Source organism: Bradyrhizobium sp. HKCCYLS3070 (assembly GCF_051167575.1).
In the GTDB taxonomy this organism is placed as follows: domain Bacteria; phylum Pseudomonadota; class Alphaproteobacteria; order Rhizobiales; family Xanthobacteraceae; genus Bradyrhizobium.
Genome location: NZ_JBNPTI010000001.1, coordinates 214,286 through 229,555, shown reverse-complemented (window position 1 = coordinate 229,555; position 15,270 = coordinate 214,286). Strand labels below are relative to the sequence as shown.

At 66.1% G+C, this 15,270-nt stretch carries 18 protein-coding genes; 3 read left to right on the top strand and 15 right to left on the bottom strand.

What is annotated here, in order from left to right; all coding sequences use genetic code 11:
- Window positions 1-135 precede the first annotated feature (135 nt).
- Window positions 136-618, top strand: a complete 483-nt coding sequence (locus ACQR03_RS00985) for a PaaI family thioesterase (RefSeq protein ID WP_315714838.1) — start codon at window positions 136-138, stop codon at window positions 616-618.
- A gap of 231 nt (window positions 619-849) precedes the next feature.
- On the opposite strand, the gene ACQR03_RS00980 is transcribed toward ACQR03_RS00985, so the two are convergent.
- The 5 genes from ACQR03_RS00980 to ACQR03_RS00960 form a co-directional block, all read right to left on the bottom strand.
- Window positions 850-1,587, bottom strand: coding sequence for a tetratricopeptide repeat protein (locus ACQR03_RS00980; RefSeq protein WP_315826311.1), 738 nt, complete (start codon window positions 1,585-1,587; stop codon window positions 850-852).
- A 176-nt stretch (window positions 1,588-1,763) separates the two neighbouring features.
- A complete protein-coding gene (locus ACQR03_RS00975) occupies window positions 1,764-2,624 on the bottom strand; it encodes an amidohydrolase family protein (RefSeq protein WP_434841540.1) in 861 nt (286 codons plus the stop codon).
- A gap of 16 nt (window positions 2,625-2,640) precedes the next feature.
- Complete coding sequence (locus ACQR03_RS00970; protein ID WP_434841580.1) at window positions 2,641-3,441, bottom strand: SDR family NAD(P)-dependent oxidoreductase; 801 nt, start codon at window positions 3,439-3,441, stop codon at window positions 2,641-2,643.
- Between the two features lie 2 nt (window positions 3,442-3,443).
- On the bottom strand, window positions 3,444-3,992 hold the full coding sequence (locus ACQR03_RS00965; protein WP_434841541.1) for a carboxymuconolactone decarboxylase family protein: 549 nt from the start codon (window positions 3,990-3,992) through the stop codon (window positions 3,444-3,446).
- Window positions 3,993-4,005: 13 nt separating this feature from the next.
- Window positions 4,006-4,821: an alpha/beta fold hydrolase gene (locus ACQR03_RS00960; protein WP_434841542.1), complete on the bottom strand. Its 816-nt coding sequence runs from the start codon at window positions 4,819-4,821 to the stop codon at window positions 4,006-4,008.
- 98 nt (window positions 4,822-4,919) lie between these two features.
- Here ACQR03_RS00960 and ACQR03_RS00955 point away from each other — a divergent pair, with 98 nt between their 5' ends.
- Entirely contained in the window at window positions 4,920-5,864 is a 945-nt protein-coding gene (locus ACQR03_RS00955) for a LysR family transcriptional regulator (protein WP_315750010.1), read from the top strand.
- 2 nt (window positions 5,865-5,866) lie between these two features.
- On the opposite strand, the gene ACQR03_RS00950 is transcribed toward ACQR03_RS00955, so the two are convergent.
- The 6 genes from ACQR03_RS00950 to purC form a co-directional block, all read right to left on the bottom strand.
- Entirely contained in the window at window positions 5,867-7,177 is a 1,311-nt protein-coding gene (locus ACQR03_RS00950; protein WP_315749294.1) for a cation:dicarboxylate symporter family transporter, read from the bottom strand.
- Window positions 7,178-7,342: 165 nt separating this feature from the next.
- The gene (locus tag ACQR03_RS00945) at window positions 7,343-8,605 is read right to left on the bottom strand and encodes a DUF1236 domain-containing protein (protein WP_316202321.1); all 1,263 of its coding nucleotides are present in this window, start codon (window positions 8,603-8,605) and stop codon (window positions 7,343-7,345) included.
- A gap of 211 nt (window positions 8,606-8,816) precedes the next feature.
- Complete coding sequence (locus tag ACQR03_RS00940) at window positions 8,817-9,392, bottom strand: hypothetical protein (protein WP_316185389.1); 576 nt, start codon at window positions 9,390-9,392, stop codon at window positions 8,817-8,819.
- Window positions 9,393-9,549: 157 nt separating this feature from the next.
- Complete coding sequence (purQ, locus tag ACQR03_RS00935) at window positions 9,550-10,251, bottom strand: phosphoribosylformylglycinamidine synthase subunit PurQ (protein ID WP_315714844.1); 702 nt, start codon at window positions 10,249-10,251, stop codon at window positions 9,550-9,552.
- 187 nt (window positions 10,252-10,438) lie between these two features.
- On the bottom strand, window positions 10,439-10,681 hold the full coding sequence (gene purS / locus ACQR03_RS00930; protein WP_315706343.1) for a phosphoribosylformylglycinamidine synthase subunit PurS: 243 nt from the start codon (window positions 10,679-10,681) through the stop codon (window positions 10,439-10,441).
- 13 nt (window positions 10,682-10,694) lie between these two features.
- Window positions 10,695-11,462 (bottom strand): phosphoribosylaminoimidazolesuccinocarboxamide synthase, encoded by a 768-nt coding sequence (purC, locus tag ACQR03_RS00925; protein WP_016843454.1) that lies wholly within the window; start codon window positions 11,460-11,462, stop codon window positions 10,695-10,697.
- Between the two features lie 310 nt (window positions 11,463-11,772).
- On the opposite strand from purC, the gene ACQR03_RS00920 reads away from it, so the two are divergent.
- Window positions 11,773-12,096, top strand: coding sequence for a DUF1476 domain-containing protein (locus ACQR03_RS00920; RefSeq protein ID WP_315714845.1), 324 nt, complete (start codon window positions 11,773-11,775; stop codon window positions 12,094-12,096).
- 84 nt (window positions 12,097-12,180) lie between these two features.
- On the opposite strand, the gene ACQR03_RS00915 is transcribed toward ACQR03_RS00920, so the two are convergent.
- From ACQR03_RS00915 to ntrB, 4 genes are all read right to left on the bottom strand, one after another.
- Complete coding sequence (locus tag ACQR03_RS00915) at window positions 12,181-12,525, bottom strand: gamma-glutamylcyclotransferase family protein (RefSeq protein WP_434841581.1); 345 nt, start codon at window positions 12,523-12,525, stop codon at window positions 12,181-12,183.
- 129 nt (window positions 12,526-12,654) lie between these two features.
- A complete protein-coding gene (gene cynS / locus ACQR03_RS00910; RefSeq protein WP_315714846.1) occupies window positions 12,655-13,143 on the bottom strand; it encodes a cyanase in 489 nt (162 codons plus the stop codon).
- Between the two features lie 46 nt (window positions 13,144-13,189).
- Entirely contained in the window at window positions 13,190-14,092 is a 903-nt protein-coding gene (locus ACQR03_RS00905) for an ABC transporter ATP-binding protein (protein ID WP_434841543.1), read from the bottom strand.
- 162 nt (window positions 14,093-14,254) lie between these two features.
- Window positions 14,255-15,094: a nitrate ABC transporter permease gene (gene ntrB / locus ACQR03_RS00900; RefSeq protein ID WP_434841544.1), complete on the bottom strand. Its 840-nt coding sequence runs from the start codon at window positions 15,092-15,094 to the stop codon at window positions 14,255-14,257.
- Between the last annotated feature and the right edge of the window lie 176 nt (window positions 15,095-15,270).

Below are 15,270 nucleotides of genomic sequence, written 5' to 3'. Positions count from 1 at the left end.
CAGGGCGGGAAAAGGCCTTTTACGGCCCTATTCCGCCCTGTCCAGAGCTTTGGCCCGGACCGCCAGAAGGGATATTTGCAGATTGGCGACCAATCGGATTTAAGACGGTAAATCAACAGTTAAAGGCCCTGACACGTGCACGACCTGTCCCGTTCCGCCTTCGAGAACCGCCCTGGCATCCACATCGCGACCGACGGCGAGTTCGCCGGCTGGCGGACCTGGATGCGCGACAGCTACGAATCCCACACCGGGCCATTCTGGCACCGGATGGAGGACGATGGCTCGATCCGCTGCGCCTTCCGGGTCGAGAAGAAGCACCTCAACGGCGGCGGCAACGTCCATGGCGGCTGCCTAATGACATTCGCCGATTACTGCCTGTTCGCCTTCGCCGCGCCGATCATGCAGGGCCCAGGTGTCACGGTCTCGTTCTCGAGCGAATTCCTCGACGCGGCGCGCGAGGGTGAATTGATCGAGGCCACAGGCGAGGTCACCCGCGCCGGCGCGTCGCTGATCTTCCTGCGCGGCATGCTGCATTCCGGCCCAAAGCCGCTGTTCTCGTTTTCCGGCACCATCAAGCGCATCAGGCGGCGGACACCGGAGGCGGCGAACTCGCCGTAGGGACGGAGCAAGGGGGATCGCGCTCAACTCTCTCCGTCGTTCCGGGGCATTCGCGCGCAAAATGGCGTAGCCATTTTGAAGCAGCGCGAATGAGCCGGCAGCCGCAAAATGGTCGAAGAACAGCGCCACGCGCATCCCGCCTCCCAAGACATGCGTGGTTATGGATTCCGGGCTCGCGCTTCGCGCGCCCCGGAATGACGCGCGGAGAAGATGTACCCTGCCGTTGCGGAGCTACCCCGCGATCTGCTTCTCGGCGATCGCGATCCACTCGGCCTGCGCCTTGCGCACATGTCGTGGCGCGCGCTTCATCTGGATCAGCAGCTCCGTGAACACGACCTTGGCTTCATCGATCCGGCCGACCAGCTTGAGCAGCGTGCCGTAGCGGACCTTCGCCTCGCTGCCCGGCGCATAGTCCAGCAGCGCCTGGTACTCCTCGATGGCCTCATCGATGCGGCCGGCTTCCTGCAAAGCCCGTGCATAGAGCAGATGCGCCTCGGCCGAATTGTAGTCCGGCCAGCTCTTCTGCAGCTCGTCGAGCGTCGCCAGCGCATCCGCTGGGCGGCGGCGCGCGAACTGCGCCTTGGCCTTGCCCAGCGCGAACAGCGGCTCGTGGCCCATCGGCAGGCTCAGGATGTGATCGTAATGCTGCTCGGCCTCGTCATAACGCCCGACCGCGACGCATTCCTCGGCCAGCGCCGCGCGGTTGGCGATCGTGTCCGTGATCGCGACACGATCGGACAGCTCGCGGTAGTCTTTCTCGGGGTCCAGCTTGTTGGCGACGCGCTTGCGCGCCTTCTGGACGTCGTGGCTGCCGAGCCATTCAGGCACCAGCTCGACGACGATGTAGGCGAGCGCGCCGATCATCGGCACCATCAGGATGATGAAGGCCCAGGGCTGCAGACGGCCGGTCCGCGACGCATGGTAGATCAGCGAAATGTCGAGCAGCAGTACGACGAGCGCGATAGGCACGGCAGATCCCCAACTCACGGCGAGATTTTACACGCCGACGTTGATAGCGTGGCCGGCCAGCCCGGACAATCCCGCGCTCACGCAGGCCGTTGCGGACGATCCCGTTTTGACGCATCACGGCCACAGCAGGTTCAATGGACGCACGCCTGTGGCGGCGGCCTCCGCGACGCTCGTGGCTAAGCTCCCACGGGACCCCGGCGAGATTCATCGAAGCGAAAGAACGCCGAGGGATTGTCGACCAGAAGCCGCTGTCGCGCCGTCTCCGACGGCGCGATCTCGGCCACGAGGTCGGCCAGCACCGCATCGTCCGGCATGTGTCCCTTGATGTTGACGTGCGGCCAGTCGCTGCCCCACAGCACTCGCTCAGGGGCGTGCGCGGCAAGGCTTCGGGCGAACGGCACAACGTCATGATAGGGCGCGCCCTCGCGCGAGATGCGATCGGCACCGCTGAGCTTGATCCAGACCCGCCCGCTGTCGAGCAAGCGGCACAGGATCTCCTGACAGGCGCCGAGATTCCGGCCGAGGTCCGGCCGGGCCATGTGGTCGATCACCACACGCACCTCGATGGCCGCGATCAGCTCGGCATAGCGGATGAGATCGGCGCCCGTGACATGAATGGCGACATGCCAGTCGAGCGGCCTCACCAGCGCGAGCACGGCCCGCATGTGCTCCGCCGACGGCGCGCCGCCGAGATGCGCAAGGAAGTTGAAGCGGGCACCGCAGACGCCGGCTGCATCGAGGCGCGCGACCTCCGCAGCCGTGACCTCTGCGCCGAGCACGGCGACGCCGCGGTAGCGGCCTTCTCCAACAGCCAGCGCATCGAGCAGCGGGCGATGGTCGCGGCCATGACCCTGGCTGTGCACGATGACGGCGCGATCGGTGCCCAGCCGATCGTGCAGACGGCGCAGCGCCGTTTCCGGCGCCTCCGGCGGCGTGAAGCTGCGATCGTCGGGCAGCGGAAAGCGGTCGAACGGACCGAAGATGTGACAATGCGCATCGCAGGCCCCTGCCGGCCATGCGCGGGAAACGGCAGCCATGCCCGTGCTCATGGGTTCAGTCACAGCGGGCGCTCATGCCGCCATCGACGACGATCTCGGTGCCGGTGACGAAGCGCGCCTCGTCGGACGCGAAGAACAGCGCGGCGTGGGCGGTGTCGCGGCCGTCGCCCATGAAGCCGAGCGGGATGCGAGCCTGCCGCGTCCGCAGCAGCGCCGCGACATCGCCGCCGGCGCGCTGCCCGGCGAGGCGCGCCTCGACCATCGGCGTGTGCATCTGGCCAGGCACCACCGTGTTCACGCGCACGCGCTGCGGGGCATACTGCACGGCAACAACGCGCGAGAACTGGATCACCGCGGCCTTGGCCGAGGCGTAGCCGACCTGCGCCGATCCGGTCCAACGGATGCCCGAGGTGGAGGCCGTGTTGACGATGGCCCCGCCGCCCTGCGCCGCCATGTGCGGCAGCACCGCCTTGCAGGTGAGGAAGACGCTCTTCACGTTGAGATCGAGCTGCGCGTCCCAGCCCTGCTCGCTCAGCTCGACCGGGCCTCCCGGCGCCGAGCCGCCGACGTTGTTGACCAGAATATCGACGCGGCCGAACGCTGCGATACAGGCGTCGACCATCGCGGCGACATCCGCCGCATCGGTGACGTCGCAGCGGTGGGCCTGGATGACGCCGCCGTGGTCCCGGGCGCGCGCCAGCGTCTCGTCCATGCGGCCGCCATCGCGGTCGACGGCGAGGACCCTGGCGCCCTCGCGCGCGAAGATGACCGCAGCGGCGCGGCCGTTGCCCCAGCCCGGACCGACGCAGCCGGCACCGGTGATGATCGCGACCTTGCCCTCCAGGCGCTTCGTCATGGTCATGGCTCCAGCTCCGGCGTCTCGCCATCGGGCAGGCCGATGTCGAACGCGTTGAGGGTCAGCGCCACCAGCCCGTAATAGCCGATGATGCCGACGAGATCGACGACGCCGCGCGTGCCGAGGGTTGCGGCCGCCAGCGCGTGCAGATCGTCCGGCACGCGGCCGCTGGCGAGCAGCAGCCGGGTGTAGTCGTGAACGAGCTTCGCGGCGGGATCGGTGAACTCTGGATCACACCGTTGCGCGATCGCGTCGATGACCGACGGGGCGATGCCCGCCGCGAGCCCATCCCGCTTGTGGGCATACCATTCGACATGCGAGGTCCAGTGCCGCGCCGTCACGAGGATCGCGAGCTCGGACAGCGCAGGCGGCAATGACGTCTCGTAGCGGGCGAACTCGCCGAGCTTCTGGGCCCGGCGTCCGAGCTCGGGACTGTGCAGCCAGGCCCGCAGCGGCGCCGGGATCCGGCCGCGCCGGCCGGCGATGGCCTCTTCGGCCACCGCGCGCTGCGTCTCGTCCATCTCGGCCAGGGCAAGGTCCTCGATGCGCATGCGATGCTCCTGGTCACGAGGCGCGAGGAATCGGCTGTGTCCCGGGCCTGGCAAGAAAAGCCGTCAGCCGCCCCGCCAGCTCGGCCGGGGCCTGCACCTGCATCAGATGACCGGCCGTGTCGACGGTCGCGAACGCCGCGCCGGGAATGAGACGGGCGAGCGCCTCGACCTGCGCCTGCGGCCGCAACAGATCATGCGCGCCGGCAAGCAGCAGACAGCGCTGCCGAACCTCCGCGAGCCGTTCGCGCAGATCGACCTCGGCGAACGCCAGGTTGTTATGGGCATATCCGACCGGATCGTTGCCGAGGAAGCGGCCGAGATAAGCGAGGTAGGCGTTGCGGTCGGTTCGCAGCACCGGCGGATAGGAACGATCGAGCGTATCCGCCGCCACGGCGCGCATGCCGGCGCGCATGCAGAGCGCGGAGCGCGCCGCCAGATACTGCACGCGACCAGCATCGACGCTGAGGGCCGGCGCGCACAGCGCCAGCGCGCTCACGCGCTGCGGATGCGCCAGCGCGAAGCTGACGGCGAGCGCCGCACCGGCGGCGACGCCGGCGATATCGACCGGTCCGTCGGTGCCGAGCGCCCGCAGCAGCCGGTCGAGGTCGCCGACGTGATCGGCGAAGCCGAACGGCGCGCGCGGTTTTTCCGACAGGCCGGCGCCGCGCAGATCATAGCGCAGCACCCGCAGGTCGTCGGGCAGCTCGAGCATCAAGGCATCGAAGCTTTCGAGGCTGCCGCCGAGCTCATGCAGCAACACCAACGTCCTCGCGCCACCGCCGCGCAGCTCATAGCGCAGCGTCAAGCCGTCGAGATGGATGAAGTTCATCGGCAAGGCGCCCGTCTCATCGTTGTCGGCGCGCGGTTTGACTCGCCCTGGGCCGCTTGCAATAAACTGCGGCGGGCAGCGGCGCGGAGGACACGGCCATCGACATCCGCGAGCTTCGTTACTTCGTGCAGGTGGCGCGCGCCGGCAGCCTGAGCCGGGCATCGGCATTGCTCAATGTCGCGCAATCCGCGCTCAGCCGGCAGCTGATGAAGCTGGAGGACGAGCTTGGCGTCGCGCTGCTGGTGCGGCACGGCCGCGGCGTCCGCCTGACCCGCGCCGGCACGACGTTCCTCGAGCACGCCCATGCCGTCCTGCTGCAGATCGACCAGATGCCCGGCGCGGTGCGCTCGCCGGATTCGAGCTTCGCCGGTCACATCGCGCTCGGGGTGCCGCCGGTCGCGGGCCTGCGCATCGCGCCGTCCGTGGTGGTCGAACTGCGCCGGCGCTGGCCGCAGGCCTCCGTGCAGGTCCGCGAGGGCATCAGCTCGTCGCTGGAGGAATGGCTGCTGGACCGCCGGCTCGACATCGCCGTGCTCTACAATCCGCCGCCGCTCGACGGCATCGCGCTGACCCCCATCCTGCACGAGCGGATGGTCGTCGCCCTGCCGCCGGCCAAGCGCGGCGACACCGTGGCCGAGACGATCCGCTGGCGCGAGCTGGCCGGGCTGTCGCTGATCCTGCCGAGTCTTCCGCACAGCAACCGGCGGCTGATCGAGCAGGCGGCGATCCAGAACGGCACGCGGCTCAACGTCGCCTTCGAGGTCGACAGCGTGAGCATGACGAAGGCCATGGTTCGGCGCGGTCTCGGCGCAACGATCCTCGCCCATGCCGCGGTCGTCGCCGAGGCGAAGCGCGGCGAGCTCACCGTGCGGTCGATCGAGCGGCCGCCGCTGATCTCGACCGTCTCGATCGGCATGCCGCGGGAACGCCAGCCGACCTGGCTTGCCGACGAGCTGCTGGCGCTGATGCGCGAGGTGATCGCGCAGAGCGTGGCGGACGGCGCCTGGCCCGGCGCCAAGATCATCGGCGACTACGTGCGCTGAGCTCATTCGCCCGCACCGGCGATTGCAGCGCGGCCCTCGTCGACCGCCGCCTCCGCGGCCGTCAACGCGGTGCCGCCCGCGAGATAGGCATCGAGCCTGGCGGCATCCAGCGCATTTTCCCAGCGCGCGATGACGAACACGGCAACGGTGTTGCCGACGACGTTGGTGAGCGCGGTGCAGGTCGCCATCAGGCGGTCGATGCCGAACAGCAGGCCGAGGCCGTTGAGCGGCAGCACGCGGACGGATTGCAGGGTCGCCGCGAGCTTGATGAAGGCGCCGCCCGCGACGGTGGTGCCGCCCTTCGAGGTCAGCAGCATGACCGCGAGCACCGCCAGCTGCTGGCCGTAGCTGAATGGCGTGTCGGTGGCCTGGGCGATGAAGCCGACGGCAATCGCCATGTAGATGCCCGTGCCGTCGAGATTGAAGCTGTAGCCGGCCGGCAGCACGAAACCGACGATGGCGCCGTCGCAGCCGGCCTGCTCGAGCTTCTGCATCAGCCGCGGCAGCGCAACCTCGCCGGACGCGGTCCCGAGCACCAGCAGCAGCTCCTCGCGGATCAGCCGCAGCAGCTTGAGCAGCGACAGCCGCATGATGGCGCACACGCCGCCGAGCACGACTGCGACGAAGACGACCGCCGTGATCCAGTACAGCAGCACGACCTTGCCGAGATAGAGCAGCGTGGCGCCGCCATGCGTGCCGATCGCCGCCGCCATGGCGCCGAACGCCCCGAGTGGCGCCAGCTTCATGATGAAACCCAGCATGCGGAACAGCACGTCCTGCCCCTCCTCGATGCCGCGCAGGATCGCCGACTCCGTCTTCAGGCCGACGCTCAGCGCCGCGCCCACCATCACCGAGATGAACAGGATCTGGAGAATCTCGCCCTTGGCGAAGGCGTCGACGATCGTGGTCGGGATGATGCTGAGGAAGAAGCCGATAGCCGTGAAATTGCTCGCGGCGTTGGAGATGCGCGTCACGCTGTCATTGAGCGCGAGGTTGCCGGCATGGAGCCCGTCGCCGGGCTGGAACACGTTGACCGCGATGAAGCCGACGACCATGCCGAGCGTGGTCAGGATCTCGAAATACAGCAGCGACTTGAACGCGAGCCGGCCGAGCTGCCTCATATCGCGGACATGCGTCAGCCCGAGCACCACCGAGCAGAAGATGATCGGCCCGAGCATCATGCGCAGAAGTGCGATGAACGCATCGCCGAGCGGCTTCATCTGAACGGCCGCCTCTGGCGCCAGCAGGCCGACGGCGATCGCGAGCAGGATCGCGATCAGGACTTGGACATACAGCTGGCGGATGATCGCCATGGCTCGTTTCGCTCCCCTTGTGGACGAGATGGAATCTCGTTCCCCGTTGTGAGCGAACTGAAGCAGAGCCGGACGTGCTATGTCCAAATCAATCTTTCGATGGCCCCCCATGCCGCAGCGGCAAGGGAGGCCATCGATGAGACAAGGCGCAGCCGCGCCTCGGCCCTACTGCTGCTGGTCGATGACCTGCACCACCTTCTGATCGCGCGGGTCGACCAGCACGACCTGCTCGCCGATCGCCAGATACTGGTAGTTGGCCAGCTCCGGATTGCTGCGCGCGAGCTCATCGGGCACGCGGCGTAGGCTCAGGCAGCTCGATCCGGACGAGGACGACGACGATGTCGTCGAGCCCACAGTGCCCGTCTCGGTGGCGGCGCGGCGCAGAATCTGGCGCTGATCGTCCGACAGCACGATGCGGTTCGAGCCGACGCCATAGCCGCCGCGATCATAGCCGCGGTCCGCGCGCATGCCGTTCTGCGGGATTACGTCGACGATCTCGCGGCTGCGCGGGTCGACGATCGCGATCTCGTCATGGATCACGGTGTACTCGTAGCCGCGATATTCCGGCACGATCGTCACGATGTCCGACGGCAGCGGACGCGGCCGCACGCGCTCCGGCAGGCGCTCGCCGACATTGATGTTGATGTTGAGATTGGTGCGCGCTTGGTCGAAGTCGTGATCGCGCTTGAGCTGATCGACCACGCGGGTCTTCTGCTGCTCGTTGACCGACACCTGCGTGCTGGAGCGGCTGCCATTGGGCTGGGTCTGATTGGTGGCCTGCCCGGTCTGATCACGCTGACCGGCGCCGGTCGGCTGGTTCTGCTGCGCGGTCGTGTTCTTGCTGTCGGCCGCGTTCGGCTGGTTGGCCTGCTTGTTGCGGTCGCCGGTTTGCTTGTCCGCGGCCTCGTCGGACGTGCCGGTCTTGCGCTCGTCCTGGCTCTGCCGGGTCTTGTCCTTATCGTGATCATTGCGATCGGCCTCACGGTCGGACTTCCGATCCGTCGCCCCCGACTTGCTCTCGGCGGCGCGATCCTCGCCCTTGCGCGGCTCGTCGGCGCGCCCCTGCTGTTGCTTCAACTCAGCCTTGCTCTTGCTGTCAGACTGCTTGTCGGCCTGCTTGCTGTCAGTCGACGACTTCGACTCGGCGCTCTCCTTGGCCTCGCGGCCACGCTCGGCGGCCGCACCGCCCTTGCTCTCGGCGCTCTGCTTGGCATCATGTGCCGACCGCTCGGAGGACCTTTCCTGAGCCTGCTCGCGTCCTGCTGCGGATGAAGGCTCGCCACGGCGCTGCTCCTGCGCGCTCTGCTTTGCCTCGGCGCCGGCACGTTCCGCCGCGGCGGCGCCGCCCTTTGCCTCTCCCTTCGCCTCGGCAGCCGGACGCGTGGCCTCGTGCGCCGTCGCAGCGGCCGGGCCTCCCTCGCGCTTCATGTCGCCTTGCGCCGATACACCTGATGCCGTGCCGATCGCCAGGATGATCGCGGCCGTTCCCAGCCAATGTTTCGTCGTCATATGAGAACCTCCTTGGATCCCTGCCCCATTCGCTGGCGGACAACGCAAACAGCCGCCCGGCGTTGCCGGACGGCGCGAGAAAAAACTCCGGAACGATTTTGATGAACGGCTTCGGCGCGCCGTCACGCGATCATTTTGACCGTGGCGCGAGCAGAAGCATGACCGGGACCGCGAATTGCTTGAAGTTGGCCGTGCTGTTCGCCTCGCCAGTCGCGGAGCTGATCAGGCTGGCACTGCCTCTCGCGCCGAACAGCATGCCGCTCACTTGATATTCCTTCTCTCCGCCTGGCGACACTTTCAGGCGCCGTGCATAGAACATGCGCGGCAGCCCGCTGCCCTTGCCGCCCTCGACGCCCAGAATCGTCGTGGTCTGACCCGGCACGCGCTGGTCGAGCAGCTTGACGGTCTGGTCCTGGGAGGCGCGGAATTGCTCGATCGTCATCGTCGTGTTGGGTCCGTAGAGCCGGTAGCTCACCTTCGAGCCAGGGCCGCATTTCGCATCGTCGCACAGGAAGAAGGTCACATCGGTGCCGTTCGGCCGCTGCGGTTTCCAGCCGCCCACGGTGAACGGCAGAGGCGGTGTGGCGACCGACGGCGTCGTCGACGGGGTCTCGGCCCGAGCGGCGCCAACGCCCGTGACGAGCGAGAGCGACACGGACAGGAGAAGCCAGCGCAGGGCGCGCTGAGTGAGAGGCAGCGTCGACATCAAGGCACCGTCGGGATCGAGGAAGTGGCAGGCAGGACGGACGTCAGGGACGATCCGGGAGATGGAGGACGTCCCGCAACCTCGATCACCAATCGGTCGTTTGTGGGTCGGGCCGGGCGAGCGGCCCGACGGAAACGTCACGGGCGCAGCCCGCCGATCAGGCCGCGCGGTCGAGATGGGCGACGAGGCCGGCGAACAGGCCACGGCCGTCGGTGCAGCCCATGATGTCCTCGACGTGATTCTCGGGATGCGGCATCATGCCGAGCACATTCCCGTTCTCGTTGACGATGCCGGCGATGGAATGCGCAGCGCCATTGATGTTGCTGAGGTCGCCGACCTCGCCATCGGCTGAGCAGTAACGATAGAGCACGCGCCCATCGCCATTGAGCCGCTTCAAGGTCTCCTCGTCGGCCGCATAATTGCCCTCGCCGTGAGCGACCGGCACGCGGATGACCTGACCCGCATTGTAGCCGCGGGTGAACGGCGAATCGGAGCGCTCGACCCGCAGATGCACGTCCTTGCAGATGAACTTCAGCTTATCGTTGCGCATCAGCACGCCCGGCAGCAGGCCGGACTCGCACAGGATCTGGAAGCCGTTGCAGACGCCGAGCACCAAGCCGCCCTTGGCGGCGAAATCGCGTACTGCGTCCATCACCGGAGCCCGTGCCGCGATTGCGCCACAGCGCAGATAGTCGCCATAGGAGAAGCCGCCGGGCACCACGACGAGATCGGTGCCCTTCGGCAGCGACGTCTCGGCGTGCCAGACCATCGCAGGCTCATGGCCGGAGATCATGCGCAGCGCGCGGGCCATGTCGCGTTCGCGGTTGATGCCGGGGAAGACGAGGACGGCGGATTTCATGATGCTACGTGTTTGCTCGATAATGATCCCCTCGCAGCGTCGCGAGAGTGTGTGAGTCCGACGAGAGCTCTCTGTTCAACGCTCGCGCACCAGCAAGCAGCTCATCGACTGAATGTTCGACACGGACCTGAGCACGCGGGATTTCCAGCAGAAGCTCGTAGATCTCGCGGTCGATCACGGCCATTGCCTACCCCAGCAACTCCACCCGGTAATTCTCGATCACCGTATTCGCCAGCAGCTTGTCGGCGGCCGCCTTCAGGGCGGCCTCCGCCTTGGCCTTGTCGGCACCGGCGAGCTCGATGTCGAACACCTTGCCCTGCCGCACGCTGGCGACGCCGTCGACGCCGAGCGATTTCAGGGCGCCCTCGATCGCCTTGCCCTGCGGATCGAGGATGCCGGATTTCAGCGTCACCGTGACACGCGCTTTCACGTCTTGTTCCCTTTTAGCTCTTGACCAGGACCGGGCCGGAGCCCGCCGGGCGCTCGTTCTCGATGAGGATGCCGAGCCGCTTGGCGACCTCGGTATAGGCCTCCAGAAGGCCGCCAAGATCACGACGGAAGCGGTCCTTGTCGAGTTTCTCGTTCGACTTGATGTCCCACAGCCGGCAGGAATCGGGGGAAATCTCGTCGGCGACGATGATGCGCATCATCTCGTTCTCGAACAGCCGGCCGCATTCCATCTTGAAGTCGACCAGGCGGATGCCGATGCCGAGGAAAAGCCCGGTCAGGAAGTCGTTGACGCGAATGGCGAGCGCCATGATGTCGTCGATTTCCTGGGGCGTCGCCCAGCCGAACGCGGTGATGTGCTCCTCCGACACCATGGGGTCGTTGAGCTGGTCGTTTTTGTAATAGAATTCGATGATCGAACGCGGCAGCTGGGTGCCTTCCTCGATGCCGAGGCGCTGCGACAGCGAGCCCGCCGCCACATTGCGGACGACGACCTCGAGCGGCACGATCTCGACCTCGCGAATCAACTGCTCGCGCATGTTGAGCCGGCGGATGAAGTGAGTCGGAACCCCGATGTCGTTGAGGTGCTGAAACAGGTACTCCGAGATGCGGTTGTTGAGGACGCCCTTGCCTTCAATCACCTGGTGCTTCTTGGCATTGAAGGCGGTGGCGTCGTCCTTGAAGTGCTGGATCAGGGTGCCCGGCTCGGGGCCTTCATACAGGACCTTGGCCTTGCCTTCATAAATGCGACGCCGACGGCTCATTGGGATGTACCGTGTTTTGTTGAAATCCATGAAATGGTGGGCTCCGGATGACTTTGGACAGGACCACGACGGAGCTGCCGCGAGGGCCCGGACGGACGGAAACAGAACAAGAACCGGGCCTGTGGGAAACCTATCTCATTGGTGTCCCGAGCACAATCGATCCGGGCCTCGGGAGCGGAGTTTTACCGCCCTTCCCTGCGGCCTCGTACCCGTTGTATTGGCAAGATGTTCCAATTATTTAGGCGTGCGGCCACCGCCCCGCAACCGCCTGCGCGGTTAACCCTCTTCGGCAACACTGGAAGTTCCGACCATGACCACGTTCGACAAGCGCGAGGACGCCTTCGAGAAGCAATTCGCCCATGACGAGGAATTGAAGTTCAAGGCAGAAGCCCGCCGCAACAAGCTGCTCGGCCTGTGGGCAGCCGAAAAGCTCGGCAAGTCCGGCGCTGACGCCGACGCCTACGCCAAGGAGGTCGTCGCGGCCGATTTCGAGGAAGCGGGCGATGCCGACGTGCTGCGCAAGGTGCTGGGAGACCTCACCGCCAAGGGCGCGGCCGTCACCGAGGCAGACGTGCGCGCGAAGATGAGCGAGCTGCTGGTGACCGCCGTGGCGCAGGTCAAGGCGGGACAGTGAGAAGAAGCGAATAGCGAGTGGGCGAATAGCGAATAGGGAGTGGCGGGCAGCGATGTCCTTCCCGTATTCGCTACTCCCTATTCGCTACTCGGCTGCTTTGACGTACACCCACGCCCGCGTGCCGGAGCGCAACACAACACCGATGCGCTCGTAATCGGCGACTTCGTACTGGTCGGCTGCACGCAATTCATCTGACGTGATTTCAAACACAGTCCCGTCGACAGCGTCATCAGGATCGTCGCTCGGCACGACGATAGGGTGAAACCGCTCACCACTGCTAGCGAGCACGTCTGGATCCGTGATCTCGATGAAGCTCTTTCTGAAGCCCGGCATCGAATCCGGACGACCGACAAGCCGTCGACCGAAAGATTTCAGTTGAACGCTTTCGAGCTGAAGCGTGCCATAAGAAAATAGGAAGTTGGTCTGCATGACGCTCACGCCGAGTCTCCGCCGATATGGGCCCATCGCGGCTTGAGATATCCGAGACGAGAGTGAATGGCGAGTAGTGAATAGCTGAGATCCCTATTCACTACTCCCTATTCGCGACTCGCCCCTCCCCTATTCCTCCTTGAAGCCGTATTCCGGCACGTTGCCGCTGGCGCCGTAATATTTGTACGGCAGGAACTTGCCCGACATCGTGATCTTGACGCGGTCGCCCTTGGCATTGGGCAGGCGCTCCATCACCATGTCGAAATCGATCGCCGACATGATGCCGTCGCCGAATTCCTCCTGGATCAGCTCCTTCCACGCCGGGCCGTTGATCATCACGAGTTCGTAGAAGCGGTAGATCAAGGGATCGGTCGGGGGCATCTGCACGCCCTCGCCGCGCATCGGCGTCTCGTTCAGCATCGCGATCTCGGATTTGGACAGGCCGAACAGCTCGCCGGCGTTCGCCGCCTGCGGCTTGGTCAGCTTCATCTGGCCGAGAACGGCGCCGACGATCAGCACCTCGGAATAGCCGCCGATCTGATCGCAGATGTACTTCCAGCTCCAGCCCTTCTCGCGCTTGATGTCGAGCAGCTTCTCGGTGAGGTCGGATCGTTTCATGCTTGGTCTCCCTTGATGGGTCTTCGTTGATGGGTTTCTCCGAGCCTCAGCGCGCGATGGCCTGCGGCGCGTCGCTGTCGGCCGGCTTGGACGCGACGATCGTCGGCTCGGTGCGCCCGATCTTCACCACCGGCACCTTACGCGGATCGTGATCCGGCGTCTCGGCAGCGAACGTCCTGCTGCGGCTGACCAGGAAATCGATGATGTGGTTGCGCAGCGCGTAGTACAGCGGATGGCGATGCAGGTCGCCGCGCAGCCGGTCCTTCGGCAGCGGGTTCTCGACGATCTCCGCGAGCACCGCGCCGGGTCCGTTTGTCATCAGCACGATCTTGTCGGCGAGATAGATCGCTTCGTCCACGTCGTGGGTGATCATGAACACGGTCTGCCCGGTCTCGACGCAGATGCGGCGGACCTCGTCCTGCAGGGTGCCGCGCGTCAGCGCATCGAGCGCGGAGAACGGCTCGTCCATCAGCATGATCTTCGGCGTGATCGAGAGCGCGCGGGCAATCCCGACGCGCTGCTTCATGCCGCCGGACAGCTCTGACGGCCGCTTGTGCTCGGAGCCGGACAGGCCGACGAGCTCGATGTATTTCAGCGCATGCGCCTTGACCTTGGCGCGATCCCATTTGCGCCATTTCGACGAGACGGCATAGGCGACGTTGCCGAGCACCGTCCGCCACGGCAACAGCGCATGGCTCTGGAAGATGACCGCGCGGTCGAGACTCGGACCTTCGATGGCCTGGCCATCGACGATGACGGCGCCTTCGCTGGGCACGTCGAGGCCGGCAAGAACATTCAGCACCGTGGTCTTGCCACAGCCGGAATGCCCGATCACGCAGACGAACTCGCCGCGCGCCATCGCGAGCCACAGGTTCTCGAAGATCGTCGTGCTCCGCGCCCCGTCGTAGCGCTTGGCGATGCCCTCGATGGAGATGAATTTGTCGGTCATGGCAACATCTTTCCGTTCCCTCCCCCCTTGTGGGGGAGGGTCAGGGAGGGGGGTCCCCCACGGGGACTCGCGCCTGGGGCACCCCCACCCCTAACCCCTCCCCACAAGGGGGAGGGGAACAGAGGTACGCGCGTTGCAGCAGCTCGCTTCATCATCACCGCCCTACTCCGGAAACGTCACGAGTCGCGAGACGCGGGCCAGCATCTGATCCAGCACCATGCCGACAAGGCCGATCAGCAGGATCGCGATGATCACGTTGGTGATCGAGAGGTTGTTCCACTCGTTCCAGACGAAGTAGCCGATGCCGGTGCCCCCGACGAGCATCTCGGCGGCGACGATGACGAGCCAGGCGATGCCGATCGAGATCCGCATGCCGGTGAGGATCGTCGGCGCCGCAGCCGGCAGGATGACCGTGAAGGCCCGGCGGAAATTCCCGACCTCGAGCGTGCGGGCGACGTTGATCCATTCCTTGCGCACGCTGGCGACGCCGAAGGCGGTGTTGATGAGCATCGGCCACACCGAGCAGATGAAGATCACGAAGATCGCCGACAGGCTGGAATCCTTGATGGTGTAGAGCGCGAGCGGCATCCAGGCGAGCGGCGAGATCGGTTTGAGAATCTGGATGAACGGATCGAGCGCCTTGCTCATCAAGGGCGACATGCCGATCAGGAAGCCGAGCGGGATCGCGACCGCGACTGCGATCAGGTAGCCGAGCATGACCCGCCCGATCGAGAAGGCGAGCTGGATGCCGAGCCCCTTGTCGTTCGGACCATTGTCGTAGAACGGCCGCCGCAGATGCTCCCACAGCTTGGCACCGACATCGAGCGGCCCGGGCATCGCCGACTTGCCCTGCGTGGCCGTCATGCCCATCAGCTTGGCGTATTCCGGGCTCATGTTGGCCGCGGCGCCCGTGCTGCGCGTCGCGATATGCCAGGCGCCGAGGAACACGGCGAGCAGCACGATGGAAACCACGGCGGCGCGGAGGCGAAGAGAGGCGGTCATGCCGGCGCTCCACTTACGGTGTCGTCCCTGCGAACGCAGGGACCCATAACCACCGTCGGCAGTTGGTGGAAACGATTGTCGCTACCGCCCCCGCCCCAAGACAGGTCACGGCGTATGGGTCCCCGCGTTCGCGGGGACGACACCGGTGGTGTGGTTGGCGGCGTGTTCATCACCAT

Coding starts and splice junctions, on each gene's coding strand:
- ACQR03_RS00970 (WP_434841580.1), bottom strand. CDS start 3,441: ATGACGAAGCGCCTGGAGGGCAAGGTCGCGATCATCACCGGTGCCGGC.
- ACQR03_RS00965 (WP_434841541.1), bottom strand. CDS start 3,992: ATGCGCATCGAGGACCTTGCCCTGGCCGAGATGGACGAGACGCAGCGC.
- ACQR03_RS00920 (WP_315714845.1), top strand. CDS start 11,773: ATGACCACGTTCGACAAGCGCGAGGACGCCTTCGAGAAGCAATTCGCC.
- purQ (WP_315714844.1), bottom strand. CDS start 10,251: ATGAAATCCGCCGTCCTCGTCTTCCCCGGCATCAACCGCGAACGCGAC.
- purC (WP_016843454.1), bottom strand. CDS start 11,462: ATGAGCCGTCGGCGTCGCATTTATGAAGGCAAGGCCAAGGTCCTGTAT.
- ACQR03_RS00960 (WP_434841542.1), bottom strand. CDS start 4,821: ATGAACTTCATCCATCTCGACGGCTTGACGCTGCGCTATGAGCTGCGC.
- ACQR03_RS00940 (WP_316185389.1), bottom strand. CDS start 9,392: ATGTCGACGCTGCCTCTCACTCAGCGCGCCCTGCGCTGGCTTCTCCTG.
- cynS (WP_315714846.1), bottom strand. CDS start 13,143: ATGAAACGATCCGACCTCACCGAGAAGCTGCTCGACATCAAGCGCGAG.
- ACQR03_RS00905 (WP_434841543.1), bottom strand. CDS start 14,092: ATGACCGACAAATTCATCTCCATCGAGGGCATCGCCAAGCGCTACGAC.
- ACQR03_RS00950 (WP_315749294.1), bottom strand. CDS start 7,177: ATGGCGATCATCCGCCAGCTGTATGTCCAAGTCCTGATCGCGATCCTG.
- ACQR03_RS00945 (WP_316202321.1), bottom strand. CDS start 8,605: ATGAAGCGCGAGGGAGGCCCGGCCGCTGCGACGGCGCACGAGGCCACG.
- ACQR03_RS00915 (WP_434841581.1), bottom strand. CDS start 12,525: ATGCAGACCAACTTCCTATTTTCTTATGGCACGCTTCAGCTCGAAAGC.
- ACQR03_RS00975 (WP_434841540.1), bottom strand. CDS start 2,624: ATGGCTGCCGTTTCCCGCGCATGGCCGGCAGGGGCCTGCGATGCGCAT.
- ntrB (WP_434841544.1), bottom strand. CDS start 15,094: ATGACCGCCTCTCTTCGCCTCCGCGCCGCCGTGGTTTCCATCGTGCTG.